The following is a 12,196-nucleotide window of genomic DNA, read 5'->3' as shown; positions in this document are numbered from 1 at the left end:
AGATTCGGGCAGTATTGGACTTTACTTTGACGTGCAAGCTCGTCCGTCTCATCATGCCTTATATGTGATTTCTGTTCGTCAGACCGAGGGTTTGCCTCCGGCTTCCTTCAGATTCGGCCTCGCGACCGACACCCTTGCCTTCAGCTAACAGTTCCTACTGCCAAGCCTGTAGCGGACTTTCACCGCCTAGTTATCGCCCATGCCGGGCGCACACGCAAAAAGAGCCCTTGGCCTGAAGGCCAAGGGCTCTTGCTTTAGTCGGCTACCGCTACGCGCCGGTAATCCGCCGATACGTAGATTCGTCGGATACGATATATAGCCGCGCCTCTGCCGGTATCGGCTGGTCCAGCTTACGGTTGATTCCAAGGTCGCCGCGGTCGGAGAGCAAAGTCGCCCCCTGCCTCAGCAACGCCTCGAACGCCTCGCGGTACGTTGTCCACCCGCTTTGCACCGGGATCTCGTAGATATCGTCGCCGTATTGGCGGCTCAGCAACTGGCGGATCACTTCGGAGTTTCCCGCCTGCAGCGCGGACCGCACCGCCAGCCTGGAAATCGCGTCATGGGACAACACGAACTCGTTCACCTGGACGTGGCGGAAGTTCTGGATATGCTTTTCCTGCGTAATTTCTACGGTTGTATGTACGTGCGGCGCCAATCGTTCAATGCTGGAGGCGATCAAGAGCGACTTGCCGTCGATCAGCGAAAACTCTTCGATGCGCGAATCGGCGAAGATGATCGCCGCCTTCGCCCGGTCGATGCCGGCCTTCTGCAAAACGTCGTCCGCAGCCGGATCCCCGCTGACGAAATGCACCTGATGCATATGCTCCAGAGGATGCCGGTCCATTTCATCGATCAGCACGATATGGCTTTTGGGGGAATAACTCAAAATTTCCTCCACCGCCGATTGCGCTTTTTTGCTCCAATTGATCAGAACGATCTGGTTTTCGCCCCGAAAGCTCAAAGCTCCCGCCCCTCTCTGCCGCTGAAGGCTCCCGATGGAATCGATCACTTTGCCGATCACCAGGCTTAGCAGCCCGATTCCGAAAATGTACAAAAACATCGTAAACGCTTTGCCCGGCACGGTCTCGGCGAAATAGTCCCCGTAACCCACCGTGGCCATGGTCGTCATGACCCAATACAAAGCGTTAAACCAGCTCCCGAACGTCGCCGGCTCCAATCCATAAGCGATTGTTGCGCTTATCGTAATAAAAAACAGGATAATGAGTCCTATCGACGTTTTACGCAAACGCATCAACCGAGTCGTTACTCTGAGCAAAAAGTGCACCGGACTGCCCCTTCCCCAGACCAAAATCGTGAATCAAAAGAGGTTTTGAACTACCATTTCAATAAAGGTTCAAAAAGTCGGCTTTTCAGCACCGAGAAGGTTGGATGAGGCTAGGGACTGAGTAGCGCAGCGTAGGTGAGCCTACGTGAGCAACGGAAGGCCCGGCTGAATTCAAGATTCGATGCCGATTCCACTTCTATGCATGATCTTCGTAATGGGAAGACGACTTTTTGAACTACTGCTCAAATGATCAGGCTGCTGACGGCAAACGCCATGCCGATGAACACCAGGCACAGCAAGGTGCCTACCGCGACATTGCCCTGCTTCAGCTGGTCCGAAATATTGAAGCCCGGCGTCACCAGCTCAAAAATCCAATACGCCGCAATCAGGCACACGTACCCGACGGCAAACCACAAAATCATGTGCAGGATGGAGGTATTCGTAAAGGCCGACACCCCAAGAATGATGGCCGTGCCAAGGAACTTACCGCCGAGCGCCAGGGCCACGGCGACGTTCCCCTTCTTCAGTTCCTCCATGTCACGGTACGGCGTCATCCAATTAAAAATGACCATACCCAGCAGCTGCAGCAAAATCATGACAACAACGCTTACCACAATGTTAACCACTACCGTCAATTCGCCCACCCCCGAAATTTCGCAAATGCCAAATCGTAATCGGCAAAGTCATGCACTTCCTCCAGCACGACCGCAGCCGTCTTCTCCTTCTCCAAAGCCGCGTACCGCGCATCGTCGATCGGCTGCTTGATCCGGTTGCCGGTCGGCAGCTCCAGGACGGCGAAGCTTCTCGTCTTGCCTTGGTATTCGGTTTGGTACACGCCGACCAGATCGACGTCGGTCGTGACGGACACCTTCAGCTCGGCCAGGTCCTTCTCGGCCGCCGCTTGGTCCGGATACGACTTCAGCGTCGTCCAGGAGGACAAGCGGACTTCGTTCTTCTGGTTCTCGTCCGTGGTCAGCTCGGCGTCCATGAACTGGAGAATCCAGATTTTGTCGCCCGTGGCGTAGTTGTTGTCGTTCGGCAGCAGATCGTTATCGGGTAAAATCGTCATGTCGCTGCCCACCAGATCGCCTACCGTCCCTTCCACGATCTTGTAATCCCACGGTACGCGGGCGGTCGTTAAGGCCGATTCCGTGCCAGTATCGGTGGAGAAGACGCTCGTTTGCTCGCCGCAAGCGCTCAGCGCCAGCATGGCCAGCACGAGCATCGCCGCAACGATCAACCGCCGGGCCAAACCCTTCTTATGCAAATGCATTTATTTCACTCCCAACGCGATAAAATGACTGGCATTGCCGGTAATCGGACCGCCGGCCCGCCCCAGCATGCCGCATGGCGTCCCGTTCAGGACGAACATGCCGGTCAATAAATGAAGCTCGCCGCAGGCCGTATCGACCCGCGCCAGCTCCGCTCTTTTTTGATAAACGGAAGGGAACAGCACGCTGCTGTCAAAGCCCTCCTGATCCTCCAGCTCAAGCCGGCCTTCTTCGTCGAACAGACGCACCGAACCGCCCTCGCGCCCAAACATCGATTTGGAAACGAAGCTGCCCGAGAAAACCGGCTTGTTGTACGTCGGCAGCACGTAGCTCGCAATGGCTTGGCGCTCTTCTTCATCGAACAGCAACCCCAGCTCGTAAAGCCCCCATACGGCGGCAAGCAGCCCCTTGGACTGCAGCAAAATGCTGTGCGGCCCGTTGAACAGCGTCAGCCGTCCGGTTTCAACCGCGTAGCTCAGCGCTTCGCCGGCATCGTCCACCGCCATCCACTCTTTCGGATAGAGGGCAAACATGCGCTCAATGGTGCGGCCGTCCTTATTTTTTAGCGTTCCTTCATCTACCCAAAGCTCCAGGCAGTCCTCGAAACGGACGTCAAGCCCGCTGTGCCGGCCCAACGCTTCGATCGTCCCCGAATCCTCCAGATGGCGGCCATACTCGACGCAGGCCACGGTATCCGGACGTTCGATCGTCCACGCTTCGGCGACGAGCTCTTTCATCCGCCGGTTGGGCGAATCGTACCCGGCCTGCTCCAGCAGCCAGGGCGTGGCGATCGAAGCCTCGACGTATCCGGTCGGCGTATCCGCGTTCAGCTCCAGCAGCTTGATGGAGCCGTCATTCGCTATGGCGAAATCGAACCGCGCGTAGCGGCTGATCACCCCCGGCTCCGGCAGTGGCAGCTCGTCGAGCATCGTCCACAGGATCGGCGGAATGCCGATCAGCTCATAGAGATCGTGCCGGCGATGGACATAACGCACGGCTTTGTCGAGAATGCGCCACAGCGCTGCGGCCGCCCGCTCCAGCTCTTCGTACGTCGCTTTGGGCATCAGCACCAACTGGTCGATCCAGTATTGTTCGTCCTCGATATCCGCCCAGGCGAAACCGAGCTCGCGCAGCAGTTTAACCCGTTCGATCCGATCGGGATGCGGCCGGCCGACGACTTCGAACACGTTGTCCGTCATCCTCCGAAGAACCCTTTACTGGAGCCGCCGCTGGATTTCGAGCCGGAAACCGAACTTTTGGAGGAGCTGGAGGATGAACTGGACGAGCCCAGTCCGCTTGATTTCCCGCCGATGCCTCCGGCTTTCGATGAAATTGAACGCCGGACGATCGAGCCGGTGGATGAGGTCGACGTCTTCGGACGAACCACGGAACCGGCCATCGTTTTGTTCTGGAACGTATCGCTCGAATACGTCTTCGGCTTGTAAGGTGTCGACGAGCCCGCGTAATATCCGCGATGGTTGTCGTACCAGCGGCTGGACGAGTAGTTGGACCCGCTGTTGAACAACAGATGGTATAGCAGCATGTCGTCCCAGCCGAACCCGGAATGGTAGCCGCCGTAGTTGTTGACGACGGTCGTGCCGCCCGAGCCGCCGGACGCCTCGCCGGTCCCCGCTCCTTCGCCTTCCGCCTGCCCCTCCTCATCTATCGGGAGCGGAATGTTCCAGTCTACGTTTTTGTCGAAATATTGCTTCACTTCTTCCGTCGACCAGGCGACGAGCTTCGGTTCATCCGCCGTCGTGCCGCTGCTTGCGGCCGAAGCCCCGCCGCTCGGAATCAGAAAAGCGTTGGCGAGCAATGCGATCCCCAGCGACGTGGACAAGACGCGGATCGGCTTGCCTTCCGGGGTGAAAAATTTGGAACCGCCCGGTTCTTTCGTTTCTTTGGCGGCCTTCGCGGCAACCGTTTCTTTCGGTGTTGCTTCCTCTTCTCTAGCCAAAACCGATTCCTCCTTACGAAAAAACTTCCTTATTCGTGCGCAATCGGAACGAGCAGCAGCTCCAGCTTCCCCTCGTCTACATTCAGCCGGCCTTCCACCGTTTCAAATTCGCGGGTGCCGACGATCAGATAATTCACATGCTCCAGCGCCGCCACCATGTTCGTGCTCCAAACGCGCTCTTCCAGCTCGCGCAGTTCTCCGTCCGGCAATTTCTCATACAGTTTCACGCTCATGCCATTTTCCAAGCGACTCACCCTTTCCATGTACACACTAAATAATGATACGCACCGGCTCCCCCTTAGTTTCATGTTTCCCTCAGGGAGAAACAGGGAAGAGCGCGGGTCAGGGGAACCCGGGTGGGGACACGTGAAAAACAAACCACGGCAGGGATTCCGCCGGGCTGCGTACGCTGACGTACCGTCTGGCTCAACGATGTACCCTATGTATCCGGGAGAACTCCGGTCGGTCCGGCATGGCGGTGATGCCGCCACACCCGAATCGTTTGGGAAACCCTTCCACCGCCCTTCCCCCAGCTTACGTCCGCCGCTCGCGAAATGCAATGACAAAGTAGGACACCGGCTCACTCTGAGGCAAACTGGACGACCCCTGCGGGCGTGGTCCTAAACTGAAGCTAAGACGAAGAACGTCCCGTACAGCTCTGTTTGGACTGTCATTCATGGGGAGGAACGGAACCGGCATGGTTTCCGAGAGCCCCTTGGTTTCCGGTGCATGGAGCAGATACGGGACGTTTTTTATTAATATGGAAAGGGGGAACTTTCATGAGTTTTGAACAACACTATAGTGCTTTTGGGGAGCACCAACTCGCCCGAAGAACCGGCGAACGCCGGGGCAGGCCAGATTGATAACTAGTTAAATACTTACGTTGGCGGAGTGGGACGTTGGTGAAGCGGAAATGTTGCGAGGACACGAGGACACTGTAAGGACATCGCAGGGGTAGAGTAGAGTGGGAATCCTTAGGCTAAAACAGACCAAGGAGGCGAAGAACCGCCTCCTTGGGAAAAAGTCGGCCGCGGAGGCAGCCGATTAGCCGCGCCGCCGCCGGGAAGCCCACGCCCCGCTACACCAAAAACATCGCCACCACGGTAGTTACGACGAGGCCGATAAACACCGGCTTGAGGTTGCGGCGGGCGAGCTCGAACGGACTCACGCCGCAGATGGCGGCGGCCGGGATGAGCGCCCACGGGATCAGCGTGCCGCCGCCGACCCAGATGGCGGCGACCTGCCCCAGCGCCGTCAGCGTGGCCGTGCCCGTGCCGATGGCGGTGCCGAACAGCTGGGCGATCGAGCCGGCCAGCGAGATGCCCGAGAAGCCGGAGCCGTCCAGGCCGGTGATCGCCCCCGTAACGGCAAGGGTCACGGCGCCGACGATGCCGTTTAGCGGAACGACGTCGGCCAAGGCTACGCCGAGGTCGTTCACGATGCCGTGCGACGTTTCGGGGAGCACCTGCCCGAACAGCTCCGCAAACGCCGCGTCGCCGAGGTAAAAGAAGGCGGCGATCGGGATGACGGGGCCGAACACCTTAAAGCCGAAGACAAGCCCGTCGATCAGGTACGAGGTAACCTTCTCCAGGCCCCGGTTGCGGTGGGCGAGCAATGTTACGGCGATCAGGATGAGCACCGCCGTACCGCCGACCAACGCCGTGGCGTCGCCGCCCTGCAGGTCCAGCAGGAACATCGCCGCCACGTCGGCGGCGAACAGCAGCGGGATCAGGACGGCCAGCCATTTTCTCGCCTGCGGATGAATGGCGGCGCGATCTTCTTTGCCGCCGGCCGACCGTTCATCGGCAAGCACGCCGTCCCCTTTCGAAGCAACAAGACCGTCCCGCCAGGTGCCGTTCCGCTGATCGCGGCGCATCATCCAAAAGGCAGTGACGGTGCTCACCAGCCCCATGACGATGACCAGCGGCACGCTGGCCGACATCACGCTGCCGACCGGCAGCCCCGCCGCATCGGCCGTCAATTTCGGCGCGCCCTGGATGATGTAATCGCCGGACAAGGCGATGCCGTGCCCGAACAGGTTCATCGCCACCGCCGCGCCCAGCGCGGGCAGCCCCACCCGGATCGCAACAGGCAGCAGTACCGCGCCGATCAAGGCCACGGCAGGCGAAGGCCAGAAGAAAAACGAAGTGACCATCATGATGAGGCCGATTCCCCAATACGCCATCGCCGGCGTACGCAAGAAGCGCGTCAGAGGGGCTACCATCGTCTCGTTGATGCCCGTACGGATCAGCACGCGGCTCATCGCCACGATGATCGAAATGATCATGATCGTCCCCATCAGCTCTTTCGTGGCATAAATAAACGAGTTAAAAATCCCCGATACCGAACCGCTCAGCGTTTCCGTCGCCAACAGCCCGAGCGTAAATATGCCCGCCACGCAGATCATCGTCGTATCGCGCCGCTTGATCAGCAGCGCCATAATGAACACGATGAAGGCCAGGTACACATAATGAATCACCGACAACTCTATCCCTATCATGGAGTCACGCCCCTTTTCCCGCATAATGTGCTATATGCTATGCAGGTGCCCAAGCAAGGGTTCGGCCCATGTCGAGGCAAAGAGATTGCCGGTGTCAAAATATGCAATATTTTCTAATTGTGATTGTCTATACTAATTTATAGTCGCGAATTTTTTTATAGAGGGTGCCGCGGGATATGCCCAGCAGCTTGGCCGCATGGCTTTTGTTGCCGGACGCCCGCTCCAGCGCTTCCTTCATCAGCTCGATTTCTTCCTCGGGACTGATTCTGGGACGCAGCATATGGGCCAGCCGATCCGGCCGATCCTCGTTCGCCAACCCGCCACCCTGGCCGCCGTACGAAACCGGCAGCAGATCGGCGCTTTCCGCTGCGGCAAACTCCAGCTGGGCTTGCCGCCGCTGCAGCGGCTCCGGCAAATGCTCCAGCGCGATCTGGTCGTTGTCGCTCAGGATGACGCAGCGCTCCACGACGGCCCGCAACTCGGTAACGTTCCCCGGCCAATCGTAATTCATGAACGCCAGCATCACCTCCGGCGAAACTGCCGGAATCGGCTTCTGGTATTGCAGCGAAAAGAGCCGCAGATACATTTGCAGCAGCGTGGCCAAATCCTCCCTGCGCTCGCGGAGCGGCGGCACCTTAAGCGATACGACGTTCAAAGCGTAATACAGGTCCGCCCGGAACTTCCCCTCCTGCACCAGACGCTCCAAATCCTGGCTCGTCGCCGCAAAAATCCGCGTGGACACCGGCGTCGCGTCCGCTGCCCCGATACGCGTAAGCACGCGCCGCTTCATATATTGGACGAGCTTTTCTTGCATATCCAGCGACAGGCCTTCGATTTCGTTCAAGAACAAGGAGCCCCCGTCCGCCGCTTCCAACCGGCCGGCCTGCCCGGACGGCTTCCCGGAAAAAGCGCCGCCGTGGTAACCAAACAGTTCCGCCTCGGCCAAGCCCACCGGAATCGCCCCGCAGCTCAACGACAGGAACGGGCCCTCCGCACGAAGGCCGGCCTGGTGAATCACCTTGGCCAACTGCTCCTTGCCGGCCCCGGTTTCGCCAATCAGCAGGACGGCGGAGTCGGTTTCGGCGATCTTTTTGGCGATCTTGATTACCTTGCCCATGCTCTCCCCGCGCCCGCTCAGCAGCGCAAACGGATCCCGATCGTTCATCCTGTGGGTCAACAGGCGCGATTCGGCCATGGTCAACTCGTCGTTCAGCTTCACGAGATGCGTGATGTCCTGCTCGGTCGCGACCCCGCCGATGATACGGCCCCCGTCCGCCTCCACGATCGGCGACGCGTTGATCAGCACATGCGTGTCGGGACGCGGACGATGATAAGCTCCGCGCATCCGCCGCCCTTCGTCCAAAATCTTCAGCACCACCAGCGCATCCGGATCGAAATGCTCGCCGATCGTCCGGCCGACGATATCCGCTTTGGCGATGCCGTACACTTCCTCGGCGATGGCGTTCCAGCCGATCACCGTCCCGTTCTGGTCCACGACGGTAACGGCGTCGCTCACCGTTTCCAGCAGCGTCTCGAAATAAGCCGAAGCCCGCTGCTCCCGCTCCGCGGCAAAACGCAGCAAATCGGTCAGCGGCAAATAGCCGACAGGTTCCCGTTCATCGTCCACCACCACCGCCGGGCGGCCGACCCTGCCGGTCAACTTCAGCGCAAGCCCGTTGACCGCATGCGACAACAATTCTCCCTCTCGAAAGATAGCCGCTGCGGCAAAGGCAGTGCCGTTTTCCGCCAAAATCTGTCCGATCGAACCTTCCCCCGCCAACCGCCCAAGCAAATCGGCCTCATCGGGTGTAAACAAATAGTAAGTCTCGTTCCAGACGACAACGGCCGTCTTGCTTCCGCGAAGCGCCGCGGTCAAAGCCCCCGCTCCATCCTCCGGCTTCAAGCGAAGCATATCGCTCCGGAACGCCGCTCGTTCATGATTGAACATAAACTACCTCGCACATGGAATGAATTTTACTTGTAAATCTAACATGAAACCTGCCCTGGTTCAATATTCCGGTCTCAAAAGCAGATCGAAGCCCAGCAAAAACTGTTCACTATTGAACACTTTTCGATGTTTAAAATGTATTTTGTTTATTTTTCATTATCTATTGTTCAAATAATTAAAATATTGTATATTTTGTGTACAAATAAGTTTTGGAAAAGGATGGATGGATCCATGGACGCGTTAATCAAAACGCTGTTTCAGACCTTCGCCAAAAGCCAATCCGCTAACAAGATGGCGCGCAAATACGGTTTGCGCTTCGGCGCCAGCCGGTTCGTGGCCGGGGAAACGATCGAAGGCGCGATCGATGCCGTCCGGTCGCTGAATGCCTCGGGCCGGGAAGCGACGCTGGACCACCTGGGCGAGTTCGTAGCGACGGAGGCCGAAGCCAGCCTGTCCGCCATGATGTGCCTCAAGACGCTGGATGCCATCGCAAGCTCCGGCGTAAAGGCCAATCTTTCGCTGAAGCTCACTTCGCTTGGCCTCGGGATCAGCGAGGAGGTATGCCTGAGCAACCTGACGGCCATATTGAACCGGGCGCGCATGTACGGCTTGTTCGTCCGCATCGATATGGAGGATTTTGCCCAATGCGAAAAAACGATCGCGATCTACAAGCGGCTGCGCGAGCAAATCGACAACGTCGGCATCGTTATCCAAGCCTACCTTTACCGCTCCATTCACGACCTCGAGGAATTGAAGGATCTGAAGCCCAACCTGCGGCTCGTCAAAGGCGCCTACAAGGAATCGCCCAAAGTTGCCATCCCGGCCAAGCCGGATGTCGACGACAACTACAAACGCCTCATTGCCACTCACCTCAAAAACGGCGGCTACGCTGCCATTGCCACCCACGACTCCGGCATCATCGACTACGCCAAGCAAATCATCCATGAACTGAACATTCCAAACGAACGCTTTGAATTTCAAATGCTGTACGGCATCCGCGAGGATTTGCAGCTTCAGCTCGTCCGCGAGGGCTACAAGGTTCGCGTTTACGTCCCTTTCGGCAGCGACTGGTTCGGCTACTTCATGCGCCGGCTTGCCGAACGTCCGGCCAATGTCTGGTTTGTTGTAAAGAACTTTTTCAAATAATCCCATGATAAAGGAGCGCTTCCCTATGAACACGACGGCAAAAACGGAGGCATTTCGCAACGAACCGTTTACCGATTTCCGGCAGGAGCCGGCCCGGCTGGCGATGGAGGAGGCAATCGTCAAAGTTAAATCCGAGCTGGGGCGCGAGTATCCGCTGCATATCGGCAGCGAGAAGATTTTTACGGAGGCGAAGATCCGTTCCATCAACCCGGGGCAACTTGACGAAACGATCGGTTATGTCAGCAAAGCGGACCGGGATCTGGCTGAAAAAGCGATGCAAACCGCGCTCGAGACCTTTGAATCGTGGAAAAAAATACCCCCCCGCGAACGCGCGCATTATTTGCTGAAGGCCGCCGAGCTAATGGCTGCACGCAAGCATGAATTCTCCGCCATGATGGTGCTTGAAGCCGGCAAAAACTACGCCGAAGCGGACGCCGATACGGCGGAAGCGATCGACTTCCTCAATTTTTACGCGCGGGAAATGATCCGCTTGAGCGACATCAACGAGTCGATGCCTTTGACCAGGGTCGCCGGGGAAGACAACCGCCTGACCTACATCCCGCTGGGGGTCGGCGTCATCATTCCGCCGTGGAATTTCCCGCTGGCGATCTGCGTCGGCATGACCTCGGCGGCCATCGTCGCCGGTAATACCGCGCTGCTGAAGCCCGCTTCCAACACGCCGGTGATTGCCTACAAGTTCGCTGCCTTAATGGAAGAAGTCGGCCTGCCGGCCGGCGTGCTGAACTTTGTCCCGGGCAGCGGCGCGGAGGTCGGCGACTACCTGACCACGCATCCGAAAACCCGGTTCGTCAGCTTCACCGGCTCGAAGGAAGTGGGCCTGCGCATCAGCAAGCTGGCGGCCGACGCGGTCCCCGGGCAAATCTGGATCAAACGGCTCGTCGCCGAGATGGGCGGCAAAGACGGGATCGTGGTGGACGAAACCGCGGACCTGGACGCGGCGGCACAGGCAATCGTGGCTTCGGCGTTCGGCTTCCAGGGGCAAAAATGCTCCGCCGGTTCGCGCGCAATTATCGTGGAATCGGTATATGACCAGGTCGCAGAGAAAGTCGTACGGCTGACGCAGGAGCTCGAGATCGGCCTTCCCGAACAAAACAAGCCGGTCGGACCGGTCATCGACGAGGGTTCTTTCGGCAAAATCCTGGATTACATCGAGATCGGCAAACAAGAGGGGCAACTGCTCGCCGGGGGACATCAGGCCGAGGGCAACGGGTATTACCTCGAGCCGACCGTGTTCGGCGGCGTCGACGGCAAAGCCCGCATCATGCAGGAGGAAATCTTCGGGCCGGTGCTGGCCCTCGGCAAAGCGAAGGATTGGCGGGAAGCGATCGCGCTGTACAACGACACCGAGTTTGGACTGACGGGCTCCTTTTTCTCCCGGGACGAAGACCGGATCTGCGAAGCGCTGGATACAATGCACTGCGGCAATCTGTATATCAACCGCAAATGCACCGGCGCATTGGTCGGGGCTCATCCGTTCGGCGGCTTCAACATGTCCGGTACCGACTCGAAGGCCGGGGGCTGCGATTACCTGCTGCTGTTCACCCAAGCCAAGCTGACCTCCCGCAAGCTTTAAGCGCAAAATAGTTAGGGTATTCAGCACCGAAGCTTAGCTTCCGATGTGCGTTTTTGCAACACGCTTGAGGTCGGATGAAGCCAGGGACATTGACACTCGGTAGCGCGGCTGCGTAACGGACCGTAAAGACCTTACTTGCCCATTTCCCGGCTATTTCCCGATGTAACGGACTCCAGAGACCTTATTGGGCTCTCATGGCGGCTATTTCGCCGCTTTTGATCGAAATAAGGTCTCCTCGGTCCGTTAGAATCGGAGACTACCCTAAAGCGGACCAATAGCGTTTCTGGTGTCCGTTAGCTTGCTGGAGCTAGGGACTCCCTGTAGCGAGCGTAGTGCGGCTGCGTAACGGACCGTAAAGACCTTACTTGCCCATTTCCCGGCTATTTCCCGATGTAACGGACTCCAGAGACCTTATTGGGCTCTCATGGCGGCTATTTCGCCGCTTTTGACCGAAATAAGGTCTCCTCGGTCCGTTAGAATCGGAGACTACCCTAA

10 protein-coding genes are annotated in these 12,196 nt (G+C 58.2%); 2 read left to right on the top strand and 8 right to left on the bottom strand.

Translation table 11 applies throughout. The features are described 5' to 3' along the window. Window positions 1–268: 268 nt before the first annotated feature. From ACQ4N8_RS11550 to ACQ4N8_RS11515, 8 genes are all read right to left on the bottom strand, one after another. Window positions 269–1,285, bottom strand: coding sequence for a potassium channel family protein (locus ACQ4N8_RS11550; RefSeq protein WP_430704505.1), 1,017 nt, complete (start codon window positions 1,283–1,285; stop codon window positions 269–271). 242 nt (window positions 1,286–1,527) lie between these two features. Beyond that, on the bottom strand, window positions 1,528–1,920 hold the full coding sequence (locus ACQ4N8_RS11545) for a DUF350 domain-containing protein (protein WP_430704504.1): 393 nt from the start codon (window positions 1,918–1,920) through the stop codon (window positions 1,528–1,530). Further along, window positions 1,917–2,558 carry a signal peptide protein gene (locus ACQ4N8_RS11540; protein WP_430704503.1) on the bottom strand — a complete coding sequence of 214 codons (642 nt, stop codon included), beginning with the start codon at window positions 2,556–2,558 and terminating at the stop codon, window positions 1,917–1,919. The genes ACQ4N8_RS11545 and ACQ4N8_RS11540 overlap by 4 nt, the downstream gene beginning before the upstream one ends. Beyond that, a complete protein-coding gene (locus ACQ4N8_RS11535) occupies window positions 2,559–3,755 on the bottom strand; it encodes a glutathionylspermidine synthase family protein (RefSeq protein ID WP_430704502.1) in 1,197 nt (398 codons plus the stop codon). Beyond that, complete coding sequence (locus tag ACQ4N8_RS11530; RefSeq protein WP_430704501.1) at window positions 3,752–4,513, bottom strand: hypothetical protein; 762 nt, start codon at window positions 4,511–4,513, stop codon at window positions 3,752–3,754. The genes ACQ4N8_RS11535 and ACQ4N8_RS11530 overlap by 4 nt, the downstream gene beginning before the upstream one ends. 29 nt (window positions 4,514–4,542) lie before the next feature. Beyond that, window positions 4,543–4,746, bottom strand: a complete 204-nt coding sequence (locus tag ACQ4N8_RS11525; RefSeq protein WP_430704500.1) for a hypothetical protein — start codon at window positions 4,744–4,746, stop codon at window positions 4,543–4,545. A gap of 845 nt (window positions 4,747–5,591) precedes the next feature. Next, the gene (locus ACQ4N8_RS11520) at window positions 5,592–7,013 is read right to left on the bottom strand and encodes a hypothetical protein (protein ID WP_430704499.1); all 1,422 of its coding nucleotides are present in this window, start codon (window positions 7,011–7,013) and stop codon (window positions 5,592–5,594) included. A gap of 127 nt (window positions 7,014–7,140) precedes the next feature. Further along, on the bottom strand, window positions 7,141–8,961 hold the full coding sequence (locus tag ACQ4N8_RS11515; protein ID WP_430704498.1) for a sigma-54 interaction domain-containing protein: 1,821 nt from the start codon (window positions 8,959–8,961) through the stop codon (window positions 7,141–7,143). Window positions 8,962–9,192: 231 nt separating this feature from the next. On the opposite strand from ACQ4N8_RS11515, the gene ACQ4N8_RS11510 reads away from it, so the two are divergent. Both ACQ4N8_RS11510 and pruA read left to right on the top strand, forming a co-directional pair. After that, window positions 9,193–10,107 carry a proline dehydrogenase family protein gene (locus tag ACQ4N8_RS11510; protein ID WP_430704497.1) on the top strand — a complete coding sequence of 305 codons (915 nt, stop codon included), beginning with the start codon at window positions 9,193–9,195 and terminating at the stop codon, window positions 10,105–10,107. A gap of 25 nt (window positions 10,108–10,132) precedes the next feature. Further along, window positions 10,133–11,701 carry an L-glutamate gamma-semialdehyde dehydrogenase gene (gene pruA, locus ACQ4N8_RS11505; protein WP_430704496.1) on the top strand — a complete coding sequence of 523 codons (1,569 nt, stop codon included), beginning with the start codon at window positions 10,133–10,135 and terminating at the stop codon, window positions 11,699–11,701. The last annotated feature ends 495 nt before the right edge of the window (window positions 11,702–12,196 follow it).

Origin of the sequence: Paenibacillus macerans (assembly GCF_050565405.1) — a bacterium.
In the GTDB taxonomy this organism is placed as follows: domain Bacteria; phylum Bacillota; class Bacilli; order Paenibacillales; family Paenibacillaceae; genus Fontibacillus; species Fontibacillus macerans_B.
Note: the sequence above shows the minus strand (reverse complement) of the source record. Positions and strands in the feature narration are given on the sequence as shown.

Bases quoted from the DNA above. Each gene is read 5' to 3' on its own strand.
- ACQ4N8_RS11515 (WP_430704498.1), bottom strand. From the start codon at position 8,961: ATGTTCAATCATGAACGAGCGGCGTTCCGGAGCGATATGCTTCGCTTG.
- ACQ4N8_RS11510 (WP_430704497.1), top strand. From the start codon at position 9,193: ATGGACGCGTTAATCAAAACGCTGTTTCAGACCTTCGCCAAAAGCCAA.
- pruA (WP_430704496.1), top strand. From the start codon at position 10,133: ATGAACACGACGGCAAAAACGGAGGCATTTCGCAACGAACCGTTTACC.
- ACQ4N8_RS11535 (WP_430704502.1), bottom strand. From the start codon at position 3,755: ATGACGGACAACGTGTTCGAAGTCGTCGGCCGGCCGCATCCCGATCGG.
- ACQ4N8_RS11540 (WP_430704503.1), bottom strand. From the start codon at position 2,558: ATGCATTTGCATAAGAAGGGTTTGGCCCGGCGGTTGATCGTTGCGGCG.
- ACQ4N8_RS11520 (WP_430704499.1), bottom strand. From the start codon at position 7,013: ATGATAGGGATAGAGTTGTCGGTGATTCATTATGTGTACCTGGCCTTC.
- ACQ4N8_RS11525 (WP_430704500.1), bottom strand. From the start codon at position 4,746: ATGAGCGTGAAACTGTATGAGAAATTGCCGGACGGAGAACTGCGCGAG.